Raw genomic sequence first — 24629 nt, forward strand, 5'->3', positions numbered from 1 at the left:
CATTTGGAATTATATCATATCCTTTCAAAAAAACCAAAAAAAATGGATCAACGATCCATTTATAAAACTTCTTTGTATACTCTTAATACATTCTTATAGAAGATTTTTTCTACTTCTTCTTGTGTAAGCCCTGCCTTATATAATGCTTCTTCTAATCGATTCATCATAGATGCATCTTCAATTTCTAAAGGACATGAAATACCATCGAAGTCAGTACCTAATCCAATGACATCAATTCCTGCTAAGTCTTTGATGTAAAGAATATGTTTCACCATATCTTCTACACAACTCTTATGATCATCACGATCAGCTAAGAAACTGCCACAGAAATTAAGTCCCATAACGCCGCCACGCTTAGCCAATTGAAGAATCATATCGTCGCTCATATTACGTGCTACATTACATACACTTCTTGCGTTTGAATGAGATGCGACAAATGGTTTTGTCGTATATTTCAATACATCATAAAAACCAGCATCATTTAAGTGAGAAACATCCACAATCATACCTAGTCTTTCCATTTCTTTTACAAATGAAATTCCAAACTCTGTCAATCCTCTTTCTGTATCGACACTACGCTTATAGTTTGGATGATTTCCATTCATATCTTTCATTGAAAGATTTGGAAATCCAATTCCATTCTCATAGTTCCATGTTAAGGCAATCATTCTGACTCCCATACGATAATAATTTCTTAACATAGCCAAATCATTGAAGCATACACCACCATCTTCAAGTGTTAATAAACTAGACAATTTCCCTTCTTTATCATTCTTTTCAATATCACTAAATTGATATACTGGTGCAATATAATCTACATACTTGTCCATTTGTGTACAATATTCATCATATAAACGCATTGTCTGTTGCTCAGGAATAGCTAGTTCTTTTTGATCTGTAAACAACGCAAAATTCTGTAATAAATAATTACCCTTTTTTAATTTTTCCAAATCAATTGATAAATCATTTGAATACAAACTTGCTTCTTTTCCTTTTAAATCACGACTCAATAATTCTAGAATCGTATCACAATGCATATCGACTACTCTCATTTTTATAACTCCTTTAACCATTCTATACAGCCATCTTCATAACATGAAGAAACAATTTTATTTGCGACTTTTTTACATGCTTCACAACCATTTTCAAGTGTTACGCCTAAGCCAGATGCTTCTAATACAGGCGCATCGCTTAATCCATCTCCTATGGAACTGACATCTTTCCAAGAGATTTCAAGATTCTTCAACAAGCGGTTCACACTATTTAACTTTTCACAATCCTTATGAATAATGTCAATCATCGTATCTGTACTATGCACAACTTTTACATTACAATTTAATTCAATAATTGATTTCATTTCATCATAAATTGAATCAATTCGTGATTTTGAATCCGATATAGACACTTTCCACACAGAACCCTTTAAATATTTTTCCATGTGATTCGTTAAAACGTAATCCACATCACAATTGTGCATATCCAATTCAAATCCATGAGTCATTTTATTAGCTACAAAATAATCAGGTTGGCTATACCCAACACCCAAATCATGATTCACTGCATACTCCCATATAAATGAAGCGTCAGCATTTGAAATCGAATATTCAAACAATGTTTCTTTCGTTTTTACATTAAAACAATGTGCACCATTACAGCTGATAACATATCCTCCAAACTTTTGCATTTGAATTTGTTTAGACAGCGGATACACACCTTGAAAACAACGAGCCGAATTTAAAATCACAAGTACGCCCTTTTTTTGTACTTCAATCAAGGCATCTCTTACTATTTCCTTTACATAAATTCCACTACTTGGATTCATCAAAGAACCATCTAGATCACATACAATCGCATCAACCATATAGCACTTCCTTCCACTTGTTTAATAGTAATACGAAACATCCAAAAAAAAAAGACCCCGAAGGGTCTTATTTAGCTAAAGTTCTTAGTGAAAATACTACTTTTTGAATTCAACAGCTGGTAAGTTGTAGAAAGTCTTGTCTCCAAGGTATTCAGCAACGTTAACAGTTCCACGTTGGTTCAATTCATCTTCAATACGCATTAAACGGTTGTATTTAGCGATACGGTCTGTACGGCTTAATGAACCAGTCTTGATTTGTCCTGCGTTCAATCCAACAGCGATGTCAGCGATTGTAGTGTCTTCAGTTTCTCCTGAACGGTGAGATACGATGCAAGTGTATCCATGTTTCTTAGCCATTTCGATAGCATCGAATGTTTCAGTTAAAGTACCGATTTGGTTAACTTTAATTAAGATCGCATTAGCGATTCCTTTTTCGATTCCTTCGTAAAGAATTGAAGGGTTAGTTACGAATAAGTCATCACCAACTAATTGTACTTTATCCCCTAGACGGTCAGTTAATTTTTTCCATCCGTCCCAGTCGCTTTCTCCTAATCCATCTTCAATAGAGATGATTGGGTATTTAGCAATCCATTCTTCGTACATATCGATCATTTCGTCACTTGTCTTAGTTCCTTGACCAGATTTTTTCAATTCATATAATCCAGTTTCTGTGTTGTGGAATTCAGATGCAGCAACGTCCATTGCGATCTTCATGTCTTTTCCTGGAACATATCCAGCAGCTTCCATAGCTTCAACTAATAATTCAAGAGGTTCTTCGTTTCCATCTTTACAGCTTGGAGCAAATCCACCTTCATCACCAACGTTAGTGTTGTATCCTTTTTTCTTTAATACAGATTTTAAAGCGTGGAAAGTTTCAGCAGCCATACGAACAGCTTCTTTTTCACTCTTAGCACCAACTGGCATAATCATGAATTCTTGGAAATCTACTGTAGAGTCAGCGTGTGATCCACCGTTGATAACGTTGCACATAGGAACTGGCAATGTTTTTCCGTTGAATCCACCGAAGTATTTGTATAAAGGTTCTCCGTAGAAATCAGCAGCTGCTAAAGCACAAGCCATAGAAACACCTAAAGTAGCGTTAGCACCTAAGTTTTTCTTGAATGGATCTCCATCCAATTCTAACATTGTTTTGTCAATTAATACCTGGTCACGGCAGTCCATACCGATAATTTTTGGAGCAATTTTAGTGTTTACGTTTTCAACAGCTTTAGTTGTTCCTTTTCCTAAGTAACGAGCTTTGTCTCCATCACGTAATTCTAACGCTTCACGCACACCAGTACTTGCACCACTTGGTACCATAGCACGTCCGTAAGCACCAGATTCTGTAGTTACTTCAACTTCAACAGTTGGATTTCCACGTGAATCTAGAACTTCACGAGCATATACATCAACAATAATAGGCATAATTAAAATATCCTCCTCTAAGCCTTAAGCTAATAAAATAATAGCACGCAAGCCATCTAAAATCAACGATTATAGGCGTTGAAAACACTTTCAACTTCCTTGTTAGTCTCATCTGTAAACACAAAACGGAAATGCGTTATTCCATAAGATTCATATTCTTTTCGATTTTGGATTTCATCTGTAGCAGTCACATCATACAATCGCATATGACAATCTTTATCACCTAGTAAAAATACACGTTTTCCATCTAATCCTTCTAATTCATAACGATGACTATGACATAAACCACAATTTACTCGTTTTCCATCCTTTAAAGCGGTGTTCACAGGACAATGCTTCATGGTCATCAAACGTCGTTTCTGATACAAAGTCTTATAAACTGGGGCATTAAAATGATAACGATTTAAAAAAGCCTGCATTAATTCTTCAATCTGATATTTGTCACACTCATCACTCAACACGACACTTTCATAGCCCATTTCTAAGATGGCAGCTACTGCATAAGAGTTAGAAACATTCAAAGAATCGACAATCTTTCCATTTCCTAAATGTGCATTCACAAATCCATCAATGCCAGTGATATTTGACTTATTTAATACATCCTCTTTTTTAACCATTTCACTTACATAGCGTAAAGAAGAATCGATTTTTTGATTCACTGAATTTATCTCAAACAAATCAAACGTTGTCTTACTTTCTTTCGGAACATAACTATATTCTTTTTCAACAAACATCTCTTGTTTTAAGCAAGCCTCTTTCATTTTCTCAAGAGCATCCCTTCGAAGCTGATTCATAATTGAAATTGGAAAATAAATATCATTGCCCAAATGATATTCAATATGATCAAAACAAGCCCAGCTATCTTTTGTCTTAGAAAACTGCTTATTCAATGTTTCTTCATCCGTCGCACGCTTTAAAGCATGCACACTATCAATTTCAGTAGAAACACAAACTCTTGTCGAATCATTATAAACTTCCATTACCATTGGCTGGCCAACCTCTTCACATGTAACAATCGCATGAACCTTACTCTGTCTTCTTGAAGTACGTATTTTTTCATCAATTGTTTTATTCAATTCAGAATCCATCGTTTTACGGACCTTACTACCTACATGAATACCTACAGGACCTTCAATCATAACCGTATTATTTTTAGGCATAAAAGATATCAGATTTTGTTTTTTATCATACATAAAATTTACATTGCATCCAAGATTCTCTTGTTCAAAGCGAATCCCGTCATTTTGATGCAGATCTTGATACAATTGAATACAAATCTTATTCTTCTTGACCTTTGTTACCTTACCAATCTCGATTCCTTGATGATTGCTTGTTTTACTATTCATCAATGACTTGCCACAAGCCTTATACATATGTCCTAAAGTATATTCACGATTAAAGGTTACACGTAAATTTTGTTCATCTAACATATTACGATCAAAATGGTCTAAGACCTTTTTCACCTGAGAAACACTCTCATAAACATAGGGAGCACTCTTCATTCGTCCTTCAATTTTTAAAGAACAAACACCCATATCAGCCAATGTGTTCACTTCATCCATCAATGATAAATCCTTTGGACTTAATAGATATTCACCATCTGTTTCTAGTTTATTTCCATCTTCATACAAACTATACTTCATACGACAAGGCTGAGCACACATACCTCGATTTCCACTTCGACCATAATGTACACTTGAAAAGTAGCATTGTCCCGAATAACAGATACATAAAGCTCCATGTACAAAGACTTCCACTTCAATGCCTGTATCTACACATACTTGAATTTCTTCTTTTGTACATTCTCTAGCTAAAACAACACGTTGAACACCCAATTTTTTTAGTTGTTCAATCTGATGTGGATTGGAAATCGAAAGCTGCGTAGAAGCATGTAAAATCAAATTGGGTAAACGATGATGTAAAAGATGAATAAAACCTAAATCTTGAATAATCAATGCATCAACACCAAAGGAATGAACCTTTCTAGCCATTTGATAGGCATCTTCTATTTCATCCTCATATAATATGGTATTCATCGTAATATATACTTTGACACCACACAAATGACATCTTTCAATGACTTCTTTTGTGGTTTCTAAATTAAAATTATTTGCGAATGCTCTAGCCCCAAAGCTAGGCAATCCAAAATAAACTGCATCACAGCCTGCAGCTAATGCTGCATTTAATGCTTCCATACTTCCTACAGGTGCTAATATTTCTGGTCTCATTCTTCATCCCATCCTTCCATGAAAAAAGCTACAGATACAATCCATAGCTAGTCTTTATTATTTTGATAATACTTTTTAATGGCCTCAAAAGTTTCTTGTGAAATCACATGTTCAATACGACAAGCATCTTCTGTTGCGATATTTTTAGGTACTCCAATATTCTGTAGCATATCCGAAAAGAAAGTATGACGCGCATACGTTTCTTCTGCGATTTTTTGTCCCTCTTCACTTAATGTTAAAAATTTACTAACATCTAAAAAAATTAATCCTTGTTCAGATAATAATTTAACGGCATGAGATACACTAGGCTTAGAAAAACCCAAATAACTTGCGACATCAACACTACGAACATGATCTAAACATTTTGATAAAACTAAAATGGCTTCTAAATAATCTTCCATCGATTCGCCTAACTGCATATTTATAACTCCTCTTACTCTTTTCTTTAATTTTAAGCTAGTCCCCTTTTAAAGTCAATTGTCATGACATATAATAGATATATGAATGACACAAAATTAACAATCGCAAACGCGCTATTAAACTTATTAAAAACACAACCCCTACATAAAATCACAGTTACGCAGATTACCAAAGAATCAAATCTGACAAGACAGACTTTTTATCGGAATTTTGAAGATAAGGAAGATCTTGTGAACTGGTATTTTGAAAAGCTTTGTTTAGATTCCTTTAAAGAAATGGCTGATCAAACAACGTTAAAGGAGGCTTTGATTAAAAAATTCACTTTTATTCAAAGTCAAAGCACATTCTTTAAAGAAGCCTTCAAAGAAGATGACTACAATTCTTTAACCAACTATGACTATCGTTGTATCTATGATTTCTATAAAAAGAAAATCGAAGCCAAAACAACAATTGATTCACAGCTTGATTTTTTACTTCAAATGTATTGTCATGGTTCTATTGAAATGACAAAATCATGGGTAGAAAAAAATATGTATTTAGATATCGAAACCTTAGTCAACATGTTGATTGAATCTATGCCTGAAAGATTGAAACAATATATTAATCTTTAACCACAATACCTAGTAATTTCACAAATTCAAGTGCTTGGGATGTATTCACGACAACACCTGCTAATTTATCACTGGACACCGCAATATTTTCAATTTCACAGCTTGAGAAATCAAGCTTTTTTAATTCTGTATTAAACCATTCTGTTGAATTCAATACACATTTATTAAAAGAAGTTTGTTTCAAATCACACTGAATAAATCCAGAACCTGTTAAATCATTTGTATCAAATGCACAATCTTTAAATGTACTGCCACCAAAGTCACAATAATGTCCTTTGCACAATTGAAAGAAGGCATCTCGAATCACACTTTGTGAAAGTTCCATTCCGCTGATTCTGCAAGAAATGAAATGAACACGACTTAAACTACATTGATTAAAGTGCACATTTTCAAATTCTACGTGATCAAAAACGATGTCCATGCATTCCACAAAATTAAAGGTACAGTTTCTAAATTGACACTTACTAAATTTACAACCATCGATTGTGATATTATCTAAGCTTTCTTCAATACAAGCCTCTTCAAACAAACAATCACACACATACGACTCATATGTCCATTCATCCATAGGTTCTAGGCATGCATTTATTTTTAATTTTTTCATATATTCTTTATTTTCAACAATACTTCTTGATTAAACAAAATATCTTTTAATAATTGTAAGTCTTCATAACTCACAAAATCATACTCTGCACGATTTAAAATAATATAAATTTGTTGAAGAGCATTCTTTAGTTCCATCCATCCTTCTGGAGTACCGAATTCTTCATCAAACAACTTATGAATATTATCCTGATTCATCAATGGATATAAGTACGAATAGATTGTCGTAGTTGAAGGGTTATTAAAGCCATCAAAAAAATTTTTAAATACAGGATAGATATATTTTCGTAGCATGTTTAAGGTGGCTTTCGCATAAAATAAGGCACTCGCACTAAAATCTGCATCCTTTACATCCTCATAATAGACTTCCAAATCACTTCCTGCTTCGATTTGATCTAAGACACTTCCCGGAAAATCTGCATAATCTTCTTCATTTATATTTAACGCTTCATAAAAGTCAGTTTCTTCTTCAGGCTCTTCGTTCTGTTTCATATTATTCATCATATTTTGAGCCATGTCATTTAACTTATTCTTTTCTTCATCGCTCATATTGTCCATCATTCTTGAAATGGCAGAAAAATCAATATCACTAAATTTCATGTTTATTACCTCATTTCTAACAAGTATTATACACAAAACATAAGTGGATTAACATAAACAAATATATTAGAATATATACATGAAATTATTAAATATACAAAAAGAAATACCTGATATTCTTTTAGATATCCGCTATTGCACAACTTACAATTTCATTGGTGAAATCATTGATGGCTATATAGATCCAGTAGCGTTAGGAACAAAAGAATTGGTGAAGCAATTAAAAGTAATCAATTCAAAGGCAAGACAAATGGGATATCGATTAAAGATATGGGATGCCTATCGACCGCAAAGTGCCCTTGATCATTTCATGACTTGGAAAGATACTGAGGATGATAAAATGAAATCCATTTTCTATCCAGAATATTCCAAAAAATATCTTTTTGAGAATGACTTTATCATTAAAAAATCAGCACACACCAGAGGTAGCACTGTCGATTTAACTTTAGTCGATGAAAAAACAGGAAAAGAATTAGATATGGGATCTTACTTTGATTACTTTGGCGATATTTCTAGTCCTTTACATAAGGATGGATTAACAACCATACAGATTCAAAATCGAATGACATTAAGACATTTAATGTTAGACAATGGATTTATCCCTTTAGAATCCGAGTGGTGGCACTATACTTTAAAGGATGAACCCTATCCAGATACTTATTTTAATGTGGAGGTAAAATCTGATGGAAACTAAATTATGGTCCGCTTTAATTGGCCTTTCGAAAGCCGTGGATTCAAATCCAAAAACAAAAAATACAGACACAATTATTTTAGATTGTCTTCAACATCTAAGAAATCATACAGTTACACAAGATCTAATTGATTTAGTGCATAAAGAAAAAGACAAGATATCGCCAAGTTGTAAAACGTGCACACATCCTTGTGGCAATACAAGTGATTATGACATGTCTTTAATCAATGACAAGAAAAAGGAATTGATGAATCAAATCCTTCGTTTAAATGATATTAACTTCATCTATCGCGGTTTATGCTACTTAGGCTTTGACATTGATGATTCTTATATTGATGAATTGATAGAAGAGGGCAAGAAATAATGAAAAAAAGAAAAATTCGCTATGATCGCATCCTTATCCCCATCATTATACTGTGTGTAATCATCTTTGGGATATCTTCATGTCATAAAACAGAAGAAGCAAACGTTCAATCAAAATCCATTCATACTACAACTGATTTTTTAAGGAACGCATTAAAACCCGTTGGTCAAACACTCTATATTTATGGTGGAGGCTGGAACGAAGCACAAACAGATTCTGGAACTGAAGCGTTAACTTTGGGCTTATCTAAGGAATGGAAATCCTTCTATAATTCACAAGATGGTACATACAACTATGAAAACTATATGTATGAAATCCATAAAGGACTTGATTGTTCAGGCTATGTCGGTTGGACTATCTACAATACATTAGAAACCAAATCCAATCATGGAAATGGCTATGTATTAAAGGCTGAAGAAATGACAAAAACATTTGCGAATATGAAGTTAGGAAGCTACAAAGATTCAATTCAAAACGCAAAACCAGGTGACATTGTCTCAATGGCGAATGCTCATGTTTATATTGTACTTTGTGTATGTGAGGATGGCAGTTTATTGATTGCCCACTCTAGTCCTCCAGGCGTTAAAATTTCAGGCACATATGACCAAAATGGAAATCAAAATTCACAAGCTGTTACATATGCACAAAAAATCATGAAAACTTATTATCCAGACTGGTATAGTCGTTATCCAGATTGTACTATCGATTCTAGCTTCACTGAACCAAGTAATGTATCTTTATTTCACTGGAATTCAAAAACATTAAAAGATGTCGATAAATTGAATTCTATGACGGTTAATCAAATCATTCAAACTTTATTTCAATAGGAAGGTCAACATGGAAAAAGATTGGAAATTATTTAAAAAGAAACTAGGTGGCTGGCAAGAAGCCTATATGGACAAGTTAATTGAAGAATATAAGGACATACTCAATTCAGAGGCATCATCTTTTGATAAATATTGTACTCTTCGTAAGAAAATTTATGATGATTACAAAAGTCCTGGCGTTTTAGCAAGAGATGTTTCTCGTTCAAATATGTTTATCATTTTGTTAGGGTTATTACGTGATCAAGCTATCAATATGGATGATCTAAATGAGTTTAGTGATGAGTTGAAGGAAGATATTGAACAATTTATAAAGTAAAAAGCCGAGAAATCGGCTTTTCTTATTAATCTTCTTTTTTACCAGCTAACTCTTTCAATGCTTTTAAAGAATCCACTTTCTTAGAATATAAAGTCAATGGAGCAGAACTAGTATCACCAATAGCTGTTAAATCATATCCTTGCGCTTCACATTCGTTTTTCAAATAAGCTTTGTGTTGGAATGAGTTCAAATCAATTTCACCATTATTTAAGGCTTCGTTTGGTAAGTTATATGCATCAAATACAACTACATCTAAATAAATTCCTGAATTTTCATCGTCTAATACTTTTTGTACAGCTCTAAATGTATCGGCAGAACCACAAGTACCAATTTTGATTACTTTCTTTCCATCTGAGCTTGATTGATATCCTTCAATATCACTCACAAAATTTTTATCAACCGTATAATCCTTATCATATTCAAATGCCGGAACACTCGCTCCTTTATTCTTTTCTAGAATATATTCTGCCACCAACTGACTTTGATAAGCCTTAACAACCTTTTTATAATCCTCATTATCCTTGTCAGCTGTACGAGCAACAATCACGTTGATAAATGGATTATCACTTCCTACTTCTTGTACTTCTGTAATCAATCCATCCTTTTTTGGTTTTAATCCAGCTGGAATCGCATATGTACCATTAATTGTAGCTGCTCCAAAATCATCCAAAGTTGAAACCAATGTATTGGCTTGCGTAGGAACAATTTCAATATTGTATTTATACTTAGTGACGTCCTTCAATTCTGGCGTCCATCCAGCCTTGTCATCTACTTCAATCAAGCCTGCTTTTTCTAGAAGCAATAATCCTCTTCCTCCATTTGTCGCATCACTTGGAATACCAATTTTTACTGGTTCACTTGAAGTTGTCTCTTGCGATGAACATCCTGTAAGTAATGTTGTGGCTACTAAGCCTGCTGTTAAAAATGTTTTAAATAATCTGTTTGCCTTCATAATCCTTTTCTCCTTTTTTATTTATGAAATAATTCTTTATTCACTGTTGCTCTAGATAATGTATTACCTAATAATTGAATCAATGAAACAATGATCAATAGTAAGATCACACATAAATTCACAACATCTTGATAATGTAAGTTTTGTCCATAATTGATTGCGAATGAACCAATTCCACCAGCTCCAACTGCTCCTGCACTCGTTGTAAGTCCAATCAATGAAATCGCTGTAATAGTTGTTACACGAATCAAATCAGGTAACGCTTCATGTAGATAGACACGAAAAATAATTCCTAGTGTTGAACTTCCCATACTTCTTGCCGCTTCTATTTTTCCTGGATTTACATCTGCCAAGGCCGTTTCCACTTGCCTTGTATAGAATGGAACAGCCCCAAACACTAATGGAACAATCGCACCTTTGACACCAATGGAAGTTCCTGCAATACTTCGTGTTAGTGGAATCAAGAAAATCAACAAGATGATAAATGGTACAGCTCTAAAAACGTTCGTGACAACTTCTAAAATAAAGTGAACAATTCGATTTGGTTTTATACCATCTGTCTTAGTTACAATTAATGCAATTCCAAAGGCACCTCCAATCAACAATGTGATCAATCCTGCGATAAAAAACATTTGGTAAGTAGCTTGTAACGCTTGTTTAAAGATATCCCAGTAATTGGCTACATTTGGAAAAAACTCAGCTAAAAATTTAGGCATTGTGAATCACCTCCACCCTTACATTTGATTCATGTAGAAAATCAATAGCGCTTTGTACATTTTCCTTAGTTCCTTCAATAGAAGCAATAATACCTCCCAAGGCATCTGCATTCACAACATCTACATTGGCTAACATGATATTTACATCCACATTGTATTCACGAGATATTTTTGAAATGGTTGCACTCCCAACACTATCTCGAGTAAATGTTAATTTAATCAATTTGCTTGCTGGTGTATCCGTAGGAATAATCGTCTTATTCTCTATCAACTTTGTTATATTTGATAACGAAGATGAGGAATTAATAAATTTCTTTGTGATTTCTTCTTTCGGGTTGGCAAAAATATCATATACATCTCCTTCTTCAACAACCTTACCATTTTCCATAACCGCTACACGATTCGCGATGGATTTAATAACACTCATTTCATGTGTAATTAAAATAATCGTTATTCCTAATCTTTTATTTAAATCCTTTAATAACTTTAAAATGGATTCTGTCGCATCTGGATCTAGAGCCGAAGTAGCTTCATCCGAAAGCAACATCTTAGGATTATTGGATAAAGCTCTTGCGATGGCTACACGTTGTTTTTGTCCACCAGATAATTGCGATGGATACACATATTTTTTATCAGCCAAGTCTACTAGATCTAATAATTCATCTACACGATTTTCAATTTCTTTTTTTGATAAACCCGTGTACTTTAATGGATAGGCTACATTGTCAAATACAGTGCTTCGATCCAATAAGTTAAAATGTTGAAAAATCATTCCAATCGATCTTCTGAGTTCTCTTAATTTCTTTTGGCTTATATCTAAATTTCCTTGACTTGCATTTACTTTTCCAAACCCTTCAATTTCAATACTTCCAGAATCCGGAATCTCTAGAAAATTCAAGCATCGAACCAAAGTACTCTTACCTGCACCAGAATATCCAATGACTCCATAGATTTGTCCTCTTTCAATATGTAATGAAACATCATCCACAGCATGTACATCGGCATTCTTTAAATGATAAATTTTATCTAAATGCTCTATATTAATCATTCATATCACTCCAATCTAACAAAAAAAAGCCAGGGACTTTCCCCGGCCTATGCACACTTAAATAAGCGACAAACGAATCGAAAACCGGGTCACACTTTTATACATATACATTTGCATCATTGACATCATCATTGTTTTCATATTCGTTTCCTCCTTGCATGTCTGTATTCTACAAGAAGGGACAGTTATTGTCTAATTGTTAAATTTTTGAAGCAGTTATAAAAATTATTTATTGCTAAAATACTCCTTCATCGTTTGAATATACGTATCACCAATCTCACTTAATACTGTATATTTTCTTGTGAGATACCCAATTTCCATCATTGAATTTGGATTCTCCACATTTGCCTCATAAGGAACAACCACATAGTCATCCCCATTTAAATCACGGCTAATGATTCCCGAACATAAAGTATATCCATTGAGTCCACGCATTAAATTCAGCATCGTAGCACGATCATTGACTTGTATCTTTCTTGGAAATTCATTCTCTACTAAAATTTCCTCAGCCGTATACATAGAAGGGTTGTCTCCTTGATCAAAAGTCATATTTGGATATGGTAGCAACTCTTCATATGTAATTGATTTTTTCTTTGCGAGTGGATGTCCCTTATACAAATATACAAAGGCATCGCAATCTGTTAACTTATGAAATTCTAAATTCCACTCATCAAATTGTTTCATCATAAAGCGACGATTGTAGTTGGATAAATATAAAATACCAATTTCACTCAATGAATTACCCACATCCTCAATCACATGCATCGTCTTGGTTTCACTGATTGCGAAATCATATTTTGAAGTCCCATACTTTTTCACTGTATCCACAAACGCTTTTGTCGCAAAGGAATAGTGCTGACATGAAACCCGAAATTTATTTCTTCTTATATTAGAATCTTCATATCGATTTTTTAACAATTCATATTGTTGATACAACTGCCTAGCGTACGTTAAAAATTCACGCCCTTGATTTGTCACAGTAACACCATGGCTTGTTCGGTTAAATATCTGGATATTTAATTCCTTTTCGATGGATTGAATGGCAGACGTTAAAGTGGGTTGAGACACATAAAGCTTTTCAGCTGCTTTATTCATTGTTCCCTCATCTGACACTGTTAATACATACAGCAATTGTTGAAGCGTCATTTTTATTCTCCTTATAGCATCTATTTATACATACTTTTCTATTATTTTAATGAATATTTGTTGATTTTCAAGATTCCAAAAGAAAAGAGCTTAAATAAGCCCTTCACGTATAATAGTTAATTCTCCTTTTGATGCTCTACATGCCAAGCATGATCTTCCTTTATTTTAGCTAACTCATCCGGATTTTCAAATAATTCCAATGCCGTCCACGCTAATGCCTTGGCCCCCTTTACAATCGCATCCATTGCCTTTGGACTACATGAAGCATTGACCATATCTTGACTATGCCCTGCAATTTGAACATCTGTAATACTGATGTGAGGCTGAATCGTAGGTACAACCTGACTGATATTACCTACATCACTGCTACCAGGCATTACTACATCTTCGACATGTTTTACTGTATTGCCTAGTTCTGTAATGTATTTTTCATAAATCGCATCTAAAGAAGGTGTTAAAACCATATTTTCTACAAGATTTTGATACAACTTCATACTTGAAGTACAACCTGTCTGTAAAGCTGATCCCTTTACAATGTTCTCCACTTTTTCATACAACTCATGTAACGTGTCAATATCGGCAGCACGAATATAATATTTTGCCTTTGTATATTCTGGAATCACATTGGGTGCCGTTCCACCCTCAACAATCACTCCATGAATACGAATACGATCCGTTAATTGTTGACGTAAAACACCAATAGCTGCATATGTTAGAATTTGCGCATCTAATGCATTGATTCCATCTTGAGGACAACCTGCTGCGTGGGCTGGTTTTCCCCAGAATTCAATATCAACGGGTGCACACGCATAATTACGTGTACTTAAGCCATCCTCAGGACCTGAACCTGGATGTACGCATAGAGCAAAATCTACATCCTTTAAATATCCTTTTTTCACAAACGAACCTTTGGCACTGCCATTTTGTCCACCCTCTTCTCCAGGTGTTCCATATACACGTACTTCTCCGCCAATTTGATCCACTACACTTTTTAATGCAGCTCCAGCAAGTGAAGATGTTGCACCAAATACATTATGGCCACAACCATGCCCTAAACCGGAAAGTGCATCATATTCTGCAAGAAAAGCAACGGTAGGACCCGGCTTGTTACTTTTGTAGGTTGCCGCAAAGCCTGTACGATGTCCTGCAGCTGGCAATTCAATCTCAAAGCCTTCTTTTTTTAATTGTTCACTTAGCGTTTGAGATGCAAAATACTCAAAATCACTCACTTCGGGTTTGGCATGAATAGCCAAAGAAATATCCTGATAGTTTTTTGCGTTTGTATCTATAAATTGAGAAATTTGATCCTTTAATTCTGACATAAAATAGTCCCTCCTAAAATTTGAATTTATTTTACAAAGAATAAAAGTTATATTCAAATTCTATTTATTTATACCCGGTTATAGATTATTTTTATATTTAAATTAAAAAGAAAAACGGCAATGCCGCTTATTCTTTCGTTAAATCTTCTCCAAAATATTTAATGGAAATCTTAGACAAAGTTCCATCCTCTTTTAATTCTTTTAAAGCCTTATTCACAGCCTTTTTCAAAGATACATTGTCATCACCTTTTACCATTGGAATCGCATATGGTGTAGATTCTTTTGATTGATCTACAATTTTAAATGAACTATCCTTTGTCGTTTGAAGATAATCATTGATAGAAGTAGCCGCATTGATTGTCGCATCCACACCACCGCTCTTTACTAAATCCATACATTTCGTTAAGTCATCGACACCTTTTACCGTAGCTCCATAATCTTCACCCAATTCCATATATGTAGAACCAATGGAATTCGCAGTTGTCTTTCCTTTTAAATCATCAAATGAAGCAATTGTCGTATTATCATTACGAACAACTAAAACTGTATGATCATACGCATACGGTGTAGAGAAATCAAATTTCTTTTTTCTTTCCTTCGTGATATCAACACCATTGATTACTAAATCATATGTACCAGTGGATAAACCAGTTAATAATCCATCCCATTTTCCTTCTACAATATTGGCTTTTACACCCAATTTTTTAGCAATGTTCTTGGCAACTTCCACATCTACCCCCACTAGCTTATCATCCTTGTCATGATAAGAGAATGGTTGCCAATCCCCTTCCAAACCAATTGTGATTTCACCTTTATCTTGAATATCACTTAAATGATCTTTAGAAGATCCACATCCTGCCAAAGTGAATACCATAGCTGCACTTAATAAGCCTGCTAATAATTTTTTCATCTTACATTTCCTCTTTTCTTAAAAACTCTTTTGTTCGCTCTTGTTTAGGATGTTCAAAGAATTCCCTTGAACTACCTTCTTCAATTATTTTTCCTTCTTCCATCAAAATCACATGATTTGAGACATTCTTCGCAAAAGACATTTCATGTGTAACAACAACCATAGTCATTCCTTCATTGGCTAATGTTTTCATTACACTTAAAACCTCTTGAATCAATTCTGGATCGAGTGCCGAAGTTGGTTCATCAAAATATATGATGTCAGGGCTTGTTGCTAAAGCTCTTGCGATTGCGACACGCTGTTGTTGTCCACCCGATAATTGTGAAGGATAATGAGTAGCACGATCTTTCATCCCAACTTTTTCAAGCATCTGCATACCAATCACATTAGCCTCTTCTTTAGAAACGTTTCGCGCTACAGTAAGACCTAATGTTACATTTTGCAGAGTTGTCTTATTCGCAAATAAATTGTAATTTTGAAACACAAATCCAGTATGCTTTCTAAGCTGGGCAATATCCTTTTTTGATGTATTTGATAAATCATAAGATTTTCCATTAAAAATCATATTCCCTGCATCGGCTGTCTCTAAATAATTAATACAACGAAGCAAGGTTGTCTTACCAGATCCTGAAGGACCTAATATCGCAATGACATCTCCTTTATTGACCGTAAGATCCATTCCATTCAAAACATTTAAATTTCCAAATGATTTATGAATATCTTTAATTTCTAATAAAGCCATACTCTATCTCCCTGCCTGATAATAATTCAGCTTCTTTTCACCCCAAGCTTGCAGCCAAGTTAAAACTGTACAAAAAATCAAATAAACTAAAGCTACTTCTATGTATAACTGCATAAACTGATAAGTTCTTCCGGCAATTCTTTCTGTCTGCATAAACATTTCTGTAACCGTAATATTCGCAGCTAAAGACGTATCTTTTACAAGTGAAATCAAGTTATTGAACAATGATGGAAATGCACTTCGAAAAGCTTGCGGTAAAATAATATGCGTCATAATCTGCATATAGCTCATTCCTACACAGTATCCGGCTTCCATTTGTCCTTGTGGTACACTTTCAATCGATCCGCGTATAGTTTCAGCACAATAGGCACCTGTATTTAATGAAAAAACAATAATAGCGGCTGTTATAGCTGAAATGCGCACACCAATTGACTGCATACCAAAATACATAATAAATAATTGGACTAGCATTGGTGTTCCTCTAAATATCCAAATATAGAATTGAACAATATTCTTCATAACCGGTACCTTCGCATATTGAATCAAGGCACAAAGAATGGCCAATATCATAGCTAAAACAAAAGAAATAATTGCCAAAGGTAACGTTATCAGAATACCGGATACAAATATCTTTGGAAAAGATTCGATAAACAATGCCATATTTTCCCTCCTAAAATCTGCTTATTATTCTACACCCTAAACTATACTTTAGGTCAACTAAATCAGCCCAAACGATTTTAATATTGTTAGCCAGAACGTAATACTAAATGCACTTAATAATGTTGTAAGCATGACGACACTCGATGTTAAAACCCCTTTATGTCCCATACTTTTAGCCATCACAAACCCTGATACAGTTGTACTTGATCCACACATAATTAGTATCGCAACTAAGGCTTGATTTCTGAAACCTAATAGCGCTGCAATTGGTAAGAAGATAGCACAAAAGCCAATCAACTTCATAAATGTACAAAATAAGGATGGTTTTAATTCTCCTTTTGCCTGATCAAAATCAAAAGTGGCTCCCATGGCCATTAAGCCAAGTGGTGTTGCCGTACTTGCAATCATAGAAATTGTTTTATTGATGACTTGTGGCAGTTTAAACGGTAATATACTAACAAGTACACCTATCACAATGCCTAGAATTAGTGGATTTTTTAAAATTCCAATGAATGTTTTCTTATAATCAACCTTAGATTGTTCAGCCTTAAAGAAAGATAGAATCACAACGGAAACCACATTATACACAAATACAACACTCATCAACATTAATGGTGCAACACCTACGTTAGGATAAATATTCGATGTTAATGCTAATCCTAATAAGGCAGCACTACTTCTGTAGCAAGCCTGAATAAATTCCCCTTGAATCTCTTTATCTTTTAATCGAATTGAGAACAATACTGATAGTAAAATACTTAACAAGGTAGATACTACGCAAAACAAAACAAACTTTGTATCCCAAAGATTCTTAAAATTAGATTGTGATACATCCACAAATAACAATAGTGGCAAAGATACTTTGAAAACAAAAGAATTTAATTTCGATGCCAATGTATCATCCAACACATCGATTTTATTTAAAAAATAGCCAACAACCATCAATAAAAAGATGGGGATAGTAGCATTTAAACTAAATAATAAATTTTCCACAAAATCCCTCCAAAACTAAATTATTGTTATTTTAGCACAAAATCTATCATATTGCGTTTTAGAAGCATCAAAAAAGAGCAATTTTCATTGCCCTTACTTTAATTCATTCGTATGTTTTGCACGCTCTGCATCACGCCAGTTATTCTGATACTTTCCTAGGCAATCCACAAATCGTTTTGTGACATAATGCGGACGAGTAATTGCACTTCCAACAACAACACTATGATATCCAATAAAAATACATTTCATCGCATCTTCTGGCGAATAAATATGTCCTTCCATGATGACACAAGCTTCATCTTGTAGTTCACGACACATATGAGCCACCATTCTAAAGTCTGCACCTTCAATATGTGCTGTTTCTTTCGTATATCCATATAATGTAGGAGCTACAATTTCAGCACCATTTGCCGAAGCATGTTTTGCCTCTTCTAAATTGGATACATCCGCAAAAATCAAATGATTTGGATATTTCTTACGTACTTGAGGTAACAAATCCCATGCGATGGTTCCTTCATGTGTTTTTTGTGCTGTACAATCAATTGCGATAATGTCTGCACCAGCCGCTACAATTTCGTCTACTTCTTTCATTGTTGGTGTAATAAATACATCTGTATCCTCGTGCCAAACTTTATACAAACCAATGATAGGTAATCCTAAATTGGCTTCTTTGACCTTTCGAATCTGTTCCGGAGAATTCAAACGCAATCCGACAGCACCACCCCATTTTGCACATTCCGCCATCTTTACAACCATATCTTCTGTATAAATAGGTTCATCCTTCTGTGTCTGACAAGAGACAATCAGTCCTCCTTTTAAGCTTTCTAATAATGCTAATTTATTTGGATCATTCGTCTTCATTTTCATCTTCCCCTTTACATACCACAAAATTTTCTGGTATTTCTCTATTTTCCTCATAAACATCTACATAAACACTATGGAAGTCTTTTAAATTTGCCCAATTACACATAGCCTTGACACCATATTTAGATGCATCTATCAATAAATCACACTTTTCACTGCATTCCATAATAGTCTTTTTACAGGCTCCAACATTGAAATCAAATACATATACATTTCCATTTTCCAAATCAATGCCATTTGTACTTAAAAAAGCATGATCAAAATGAAATTGACGAATCATATCTAAAGTCAAAGAACCATAGCTTGTATCATAAGAACGATTAAATTCTCCCCCTAACAAGAAAATATCCCCTTTAAAGCTGGCTGGTAGTTTTCGAATCAAATAAATACTTGGAGTAACCAATTTTATTCTTTTATCCTGGATATAATCTAGTATATGTGTGGGCGTCGTACCTGAGTCAATATATACACAATCTCCATCACGTATACTTTTGGCGGCATGTGCACATATCAAATTCTTTTCTTCCATATTCAAGTTTTCTTTAGAAACAACAGACATTTCATTAAAATTTGTAAGTATCGTGCTCACACTCTTTAGGCTTGCTCCACCACGCTCCCTTTGTATTAAGCCTTGATTTTCTAGTTCAATCAAGTCGCGCATGACACTCGATCTTGAAACATCAAAGCTTTCCTGCAATTCTTTTACTGTCACAAATTGTCTTTCTTCTAATAGTTGTACAATTCGTACCATTCTTTCCTTTGAAAGCATACCTTATCCTCCTATTTTTACATACACACCCAATTGTTTTCCAACATCTATATATGGAGTTAAATCGTTTCGATCCATCATTTTATCTTTATCATACATAAATTCTTTATTCAATTGATTCCACTTACTCTTTCCCATCGTATGAAAAGGCAGAAGATTAACTTCTGAAAGTTTTAAATTTGCACAAAACCTAATAACATCTTCACAAATATCATCATTAAATCTTGGAATAACTGGCATTCTCACAATTACTTTATTTGGGCAATGTTGAGCAAGGTACTTAAAATTATTCAAAATCAAATTTAAATTACCACCAGTTATATCTTTTAACTTTTGTGCATCCAAATGCTTCAAATCCATTAAGAATAAATCAATATATGGCAATGCTTCTTTTAATGTATCTAAGCAATAATTCCCCGTTGTCTCTACCGCTACATGTAACCCATTATTTTTACATTGTTTTATTAATTCAAGAAATGCATCAAGCTGCATAAAGGGTTCTCCACCACTAATCGTGATTCCTCCATTGGATTGATCAAAATAATCTTTATCTTTTAAAACCTCTTTAATAACTTCATTTATTTCCATATCTTTTCCGGCAAAAGAGATCGCATCCTGTAAACAATAGTTTTCACATTTTTTACAATATATACATTTATCCATATCCCATTGGAAAGGAAATGAAATTGCACCATGTTCACATACGTGCATACATGTTTTACACTCCACACATTTTTTTGCATCATGCATCAATACAGGTTCACTCTTCCATGTTTCGGGATTAGCACACCAAGGACAATGTAAGAAACATCCCTTTAAAAAGACAGTTGTACGAATGCCTGGTCCATCGTGTGTGGCAAACTTTTCTATATTCGAAATTCTAATCATATAATGTCCTACTTAAGAGTTCATCTTGAACATCTTTTGTCAAATTCACAAAAACAGCACTATAACCTGCTACACGAACAATTAAATCCGGATATTTTTCAGGATGCTTTTGTGCATCTTCGAGTTGACCATGATCTACCACAGTTACCATCAGCTGACATCCACCCTTTTTGAAGTAAGTATCAAATAAGACTTTTACTTTCTCTTTATCTTCATGCATCATTCGAGGTGTAAACTTTATGTTTTGTACACTTCCACCATGATATTTCGCTTTGAATTTACTTAATGAATTCAATACGGCTGTTGGCCCACTTTTTGCGGCAAAACCTTGCGGATTATTAGCTGGATTTAAATACACACCTTTTAATCTTCCGTCTAAACTAGCATCGGTTTGATGACCCCAATCTGTGTTTGTCTGATTATTTGAAATAACAATCAAATAATAATTCATACCATTTCGAATACCGCGATTACGAATACCCTTCGCAACATATTCAAATAAATCATTCGCAAGTTCGTCGACATCATTTAAATCATTTCCATATTTAGGTAAGGATAAAATTTCCTTACGCAAATGTTCATATCCTTCAAAATTATGTAATGCCGCTTCATTCAATTCCTCTAAAGTATATTTCTTTTGATCATATACTAATGTTTTAATGGCATATAGTGCATCACTTGTATTGATATTTCCATAGGTTTCATTCGTACCGCCTAGAATTTCAATACCACCATCTAAAATGGCTTTTTGTCGTGCCAAACAATCATCCATCAAAATTGAATTAAATAAGAAACTCACCTCTTGATTCATCACTTCATAAGAGTGTTTCTGGCAATATACGCTTAAATCAAAATAATAATCTAATAAAGCTTTATATTGATCATAAAACTCTTCAAAAGTTCTAAAACTTGATAACGGCAACACCTTTACAGAACCCGCCTTATAAACATTGTCCATAGGATCATATCCTGCATTTAAAGCCAGCTGTAATATTTTTGTCAAATTCAACATCGTATTTGGTGTTCCCACACTCTTTCCTTGAATCACAAATTCTCCACATCCAAAAGGGATATATTGTTCGGCTGTTTTGCGATCCACACGCATTGCATATTGTACAGCATCCACATTCACATCATCATTATATAATGTTGGATAGGTTGCCCCACTGGCAATACATTCATAAGCCATGTCCATGATATCTTTTGGTGTATTTGAATCAAAGCGCAATGTAAATTGTGGTTCAACGTAGCGAGTATCTTTACATACCTTTAAACAGATTCTTGTGAACAAATCACACGCCTCTACATTTTCTCTTCCTTTTCCACCCACTATAATTCTTCCATTTACAGTCGTTCTTCGATTTTCAATCATTTTCCATAATGATTTTATATAACGATAAGCTTCATGCTCATCAATCAATCCAGAATCAATATCATGTTTTAAAAATGGTCCAAGAACAATGTCCAAACGTCCATAATTAATGCAGCCTGCACATAGGGCATATAGCCAAAATAATTGTAGTGCTTGATGAAAAGTTGCTGGTTTATGTTCTAGAATGTATTCTAAATCTTGTTTCATTAAATCTAAATCTTGATTCCTAGATGGATCCACCGTATAGCTTTGATTAACCAAATCGATTTGTTTGCGAATGACGGATTTTAATAGTTTCATACATTCTAAGCTTGCTAGCATAAATTCATTGGATGAGTAACTTTGAATTAATTTCATTAATTCATTAATGCCTAATGTAACTAATTTTTTATAATCTAGCATCATACCTGATAAGCGGGCTGTTGCCATAAATGGATACTTACAATCAATAAAGCGACCTGTCGTATTCTCATTTAATACATCCTGACAATAGATACTCTTTACATCGTGTTCTTGCCAATAATCATATAATACATCCACTCTAACTTTCTCTTCCTCTGTTTTTAAGTGTTCTTTAAAAGCACGTAGCTTATGAAAAACACAATAGTGTCCAACACCACCAATACTTGTAACACTACCAAATCCAATAGGCAAAAAATCTAAGCGTCCTGCAATTAAATCGTCTGTTTCAATACTTCTAAATAAACGTGGCAATAATACTTTTAAGCATTCTACTTCACGGATTGCCTTATTTTTAGAACTATTTTCTTTGTGCGCTTTCGTATAAGCTTCCATAATTTCTAATTGTTCTTCATAACTCTTTTCACATGGAATTTTAACTGATACTTCTACGTTTTGTTCACCATCAATATTAATTCTAGCCATATTCTCACCTCATACTTTCAATATATATCCATATTAATTCATAGTCAATCATTTTTATTCATTTTGATTCATATGTGACATTATTATCAATTTGTAACTTGTATGTAAGCGCTATAGTTCGTAAAATGAAATTAACAAGTATACAAGGAGGAATAATACTTATGTCAAATCGTTTTATTTTAAATGAAACAAGTTATCATGGTGCTGGAGCTATCAAAGAGGTAGTTACAGAAGTAAAAGCGCGTGGATTAAAGAAAGGATTAGTTGTTACTGATAAGGACCTAATCAAATTTGGTGTAGCAACTAAAGTAACTGACTTATTAGATGAAGCTGGACTTCCTTATGAAATTTATGATGAAGTTAAGGCAAATCCAACTGTTGAACAAGTTAAAAATGGTGTACAAGCTGCCAAAGATGCTGGTGCTGACTATTTAATCGCTATTGGTGGTGGAAGTCCACAAGATACTTGTAAAGGTATTGGTATCATCTTAGCAAACCCTGAATTTGAAGATGTTGTTAGCTTAGAAGGTGTGGCTCCAACAAAAAACAAATCTATTCCCGTTATCGCAATCGCAACAACTGCAGGTACTGCAGCTGAAACTACAATCAACTATGTAATTACGGACACTGAAAAGAAAAGAAAATTCGTTTGTGTAGATGCTCACGATATTCCAGTTGTCGCAATCGTTGATCCAGAAATGATGTCAAGTATGCCAAAAGGATTAACAGCTAGTACTGGATTAGATGCATTAACTCACGCTATTGAAGGATATACTACTTTAGCTGCTTGGGAATTGGCTGACACATTAAACTTAAAAGCTATCGAAATCATTTCAAGAAGCTTACGCGCTGCATGTGAAAACGATCCAAAAGGACGTGAAGACATGGCTTTAGGACAATATATGACTGGTATGGCATTCTCTAACGTTGGTTTAGGTGTTGACCACGGTATGGCTCACCCATTAAGCGCATTCTACGGAATCCCTCATGGTGTAGCATGTGCCACTTTACTTCCTTACGTTATGGAATTCAATAAAAACTACACTGGTGAAAAATTCAGAGAAATCGCTCGTGTAATGGGAGTTGAAGGTGTTGATGAAATGTCTCAAGAAGAATATCGTCAAGCTGCTATTGATGCCGTTATTCAATTAAGTAAAGATTGTGGAATTGCTCAAAGCTTAAAAGAAATCGGTGTTAAGGAAGAAGACTTACCTACATTAACAGATTCAGCTATGGCTGACGTTTGTACAGGTGGTAACCCTCGTCCATGTACTAAAGAATTAATCTTCGACTTATATAAATACGCATTTAATGGAAGAGACTAATTCCATATAGGAAGGCAATTAAGTTTGCCTTCTTCAGATTGTTGACAAAAGCCTATACCTTTTCGTAAGGACATAGGTTTTTTATTGTATA

General features: G+C 34.1%; 26 protein-coding genes. 6 read left to right on the forward strand and 20 right to left on the reverse strand.

The window, feature by feature from the left end:
- Nucleotides 1-59: 59 nt before the first annotated feature.
- The 5 genes from DWY01_RS04625 to DWY01_RS04645 all read right to left on the reverse strand — a co-directional run bounded on the left by DWY01_RS04625 (nt 60) and on the right by DWY01_RS04645 (nt 5933).
- Nucleotides 60-1052, reverse strand: a complete 993-nt coding sequence (locus DWY01_RS04625) for a dipeptidase (protein ID WP_117993840.1) — start codon at nt 1050-1052, stop codon at nt 60-62.
- A 2-nt stretch (nt 1053-1054) separates the two neighbouring features.
- Entirely contained in the window at nt 1055-1861 is an 807-nt protein-coding gene (locus tag DWY01_RS04630) for a Cof-type HAD-IIB family hydrolase (RefSeq protein ID WP_117993844.1), read from the reverse strand.
- A gap of 96 nt (nt 1862-1957) precedes the next feature.
- A complete protein-coding gene (eno, locus tag DWY01_RS04635; RefSeq protein WP_117573123.1) occupies nt 1958-3286 on the reverse strand; it encodes a phosphopyruvate hydratase in 1329 nt (442 codons plus the stop codon).
- A 62-nt stretch (nt 3287-3348) separates the two neighbouring features.
- Complete coding sequence (locus DWY01_RS04640) at nt 3349-5514, reverse strand: U32 family peptidase (protein WP_117993847.1); 2166 nt, start codon at nt 5512-5514, stop codon at nt 3349-3351.
- 47 nt (nt 5515-5561) lie between these two features.
- Entirely contained in the window at nt 5562-5933 is a 372-nt protein-coding gene (locus DWY01_RS04645) for a metal-dependent transcriptional regulator (RefSeq protein WP_117993851.1), read from the reverse strand.
- A 63-nt stretch (nt 5934-5996) separates the two neighbouring features.
- Between DWY01_RS04645 and DWY01_RS04650 the strand changes: the two genes are divergently transcribed.
- Nucleotides 5997-6545, forward strand: a complete 549-nt coding sequence (locus DWY01_RS04650; RefSeq protein WP_199519875.1) for a TetR/AcrR family transcriptional regulator — start codon at nt 5997-5999, stop codon at nt 6543-6545.
- Here DWY01_RS04650 and DWY01_RS04655 read toward each other — a convergent pair.
- Nucleotides 6535-7149 (reverse strand): pentapeptide repeat-containing protein, encoded by a 615-nt coding sequence (locus DWY01_RS04655; RefSeq protein WP_117993856.1) that lies wholly within the window; start codon nt 7147-7149, stop codon nt 6535-6537. The genes DWY01_RS04650 and DWY01_RS04655 overlap by 11 nt on opposite strands.
- Nucleotides 7146-7748 (reverse strand): hypothetical protein, encoded by a 603-nt coding sequence (locus DWY01_RS04660; RefSeq protein ID WP_117993860.1) that lies wholly within the window; start codon nt 7746-7748, stop codon nt 7146-7148. Before DWY01_RS04660 ends, DWY01_RS04655 begins: the two co-directional genes overlap by 4 nt.
- 79 nt (nt 7749-7827) lie before the next feature.
- On the opposite strand from DWY01_RS04660, the gene DWY01_RS04665 reads away from it, so the two are divergent.
- From DWY01_RS04665 to DWY01_RS04680, 4 genes are read left to right on the forward strand one after another with little or no spacing between them, the layout of a single operon-like run.
- Nucleotides 7828-8442, forward strand: coding sequence for a M15 family metallopeptidase (locus tag DWY01_RS04665; RefSeq protein WP_117993865.1), 615 nt, complete (start codon nt 7828-7830; stop codon nt 8440-8442).
- Complete coding sequence (locus DWY01_RS04670) at nt 8432-8803, forward strand: hypothetical protein (RefSeq protein WP_117993868.1); 372 nt, start codon at nt 8432-8434, stop codon at nt 8801-8803. The genes DWY01_RS04665 and DWY01_RS04670 overlap by 11 nt, the downstream gene beginning before the upstream one ends.
- Nucleotides 8803-9630: a hypothetical protein gene (locus DWY01_RS04675; RefSeq protein WP_117993872.1), complete on the forward strand. Its 828-nt coding sequence runs from the start codon at nt 8803-8805 to the stop codon at nt 9628-9630. Before DWY01_RS04670 ends, DWY01_RS04675 begins: the two co-directional genes overlap by 1 nt.
- 10 nt (nt 9631-9640) lie before the next feature.
- Nucleotides 9641-9946: a multidrug transporter gene (locus DWY01_RS04680; RefSeq protein ID WP_117993875.1), complete on the forward strand. Its 306-nt coding sequence runs from the start codon at nt 9641-9643 to the stop codon at nt 9944-9946.
- A gap of 25 nt (nt 9947-9971) precedes the next feature.
- On the opposite strand, the gene DWY01_RS04685 is transcribed toward DWY01_RS04680, so the two are convergent.
- From DWY01_RS04685 to DWY01_RS04745, 13 genes are all read right to left on the reverse strand, one after another.
- Nucleotides 9972-10898, reverse strand: a complete 927-nt coding sequence (locus DWY01_RS04685; protein WP_117993880.1) for a MetQ/NlpA family ABC transporter substrate-binding protein — start codon at nt 10896-10898, stop codon at nt 9972-9974.
- Between the two features lie 17 nt (nt 10899-10915).
- Nucleotides 10916-11614 (reverse strand): methionine ABC transporter permease, encoded by a 699-nt coding sequence (locus DWY01_RS04690; RefSeq protein WP_117993883.1) that lies wholly within the window; start codon nt 11612-11614, stop codon nt 10916-10918.
- Nucleotides 11607-12662, reverse strand: coding sequence for a methionine ABC transporter ATP-binding protein (locus DWY01_RS04695; protein ID WP_117993887.1), 1056 nt, complete (start codon nt 12660-12662; stop codon nt 11607-11609). The genes DWY01_RS04690 and DWY01_RS04695 overlap by 8 nt, the downstream gene beginning before the upstream one ends.
- 225 nt (nt 12663-12887) lie before the next feature.
- A complete protein-coding gene (locus tag DWY01_RS04700; RefSeq protein ID WP_117993891.1) occupies nt 12888-13808 on the reverse strand; it encodes a LysR family transcriptional regulator in 921 nt (306 codons plus the stop codon).
- 116 nt (nt 13809-13924) lie between these two features.
- The gene (locus DWY01_RS04705; protein WP_117993894.1) at nt 13925-15130 is read right to left on the reverse strand and encodes a M20 family metallopeptidase; all 1206 of its coding nucleotides are present in this window, start codon (nt 15128-15130) and stop codon (nt 13925-13927) included.
- Between the two features lie 127 nt (nt 15131-15257).
- Nucleotides 15258-16040 (reverse strand): transporter substrate-binding domain-containing protein, encoded by a 783-nt coding sequence (locus DWY01_RS04710; RefSeq protein ID WP_117993897.1) that lies wholly within the window; start codon nt 16038-16040, stop codon nt 15258-15260.
- A 1-nt stretch (nt 16041) separates the two neighbouring features.
- The gene (locus tag DWY01_RS04715; RefSeq protein ID WP_117993902.1) at nt 16042-16782 is read right to left on the reverse strand and encodes an amino acid ABC transporter ATP-binding protein; all 741 of its coding nucleotides are present in this window, start codon (nt 16780-16782) and stop codon (nt 16042-16044) included.
- 3 nt (nt 16783-16785) lie between these two features.
- On the reverse strand, nt 16786-17442 hold the full coding sequence (locus DWY01_RS04720; RefSeq protein WP_117993906.1) for an amino acid ABC transporter permease: 657 nt from the start codon (nt 17440-17442) through the stop codon (nt 16786-16788).
- 57 nt (nt 17443-17499) lie between these two features.
- Nucleotides 17500-18435: an AEC family transporter gene (locus DWY01_RS04725; protein WP_117993910.1), complete on the reverse strand. Its 936-nt coding sequence runs from the start codon at nt 18433-18435 to the stop codon at nt 17500-17502.
- 93 nt (nt 18436-18528) lie between these two features.
- The gene (locus DWY01_RS04730; protein ID WP_117993914.1) at nt 18529-19296 is read right to left on the reverse strand and encodes an N-acetylmannosamine-6-phosphate 2-epimerase; all 768 of its coding nucleotides are present in this window, start codon (nt 19294-19296) and stop codon (nt 18529-18531) included.
- Nucleotides 19283-20068 (reverse strand): DeoR/GlpR family DNA-binding transcription regulator, encoded by a 786-nt coding sequence (locus DWY01_RS04735; protein ID WP_117993918.1) that lies wholly within the window; start codon nt 20066-20068, stop codon nt 19283-19285. The genes DWY01_RS04730 and DWY01_RS04735 overlap by 14 nt, the downstream gene beginning before the upstream one ends.
- Before the next feature lie 3 nt (nt 20069-20071).
- On the reverse strand, nt 20072-20956 hold the full coding sequence (locus tag DWY01_RS04740) for a glycyl-radical enzyme activating protein (protein ID WP_117993923.1): 885 nt from the start codon (nt 20954-20956) through the stop codon (nt 20072-20074).
- The gene (locus DWY01_RS04745; protein ID WP_117993926.1) at nt 20949-23213 is read right to left on the reverse strand and encodes a pyruvate formate lyase family protein; all 2265 of its coding nucleotides are present in this window, start codon (nt 23211-23213) and stop codon (nt 20949-20951) included. Before DWY01_RS04745 ends, DWY01_RS04740 begins: the two co-directional genes overlap by 8 nt.
- A 161-nt stretch (nt 23214-23374) precedes the next feature.
- Here DWY01_RS04745 and fucO point away from each other — a divergent pair, with 161 nt between their 5' ends.
- Complete coding sequence (fucO, locus tag DWY01_RS04750) at nt 23375-24538, forward strand: lactaldehyde reductase (protein WP_117993930.1); 1164 nt, start codon at nt 23375-23377, stop codon at nt 24536-24538.
- Nucleotides 24539-24629: the final 91 nt, after the last annotated feature.

It is taken from the genome of Eubacterium sp. AF22-8LB (genome assembly GCF_003458715.1).
In the GTDB taxonomy this organism is placed as follows: Bacteria; Bacillota_I; Bacilli_A; order Erysipelotrichales; family Erysipelotrichaceae; genus Holdemanella.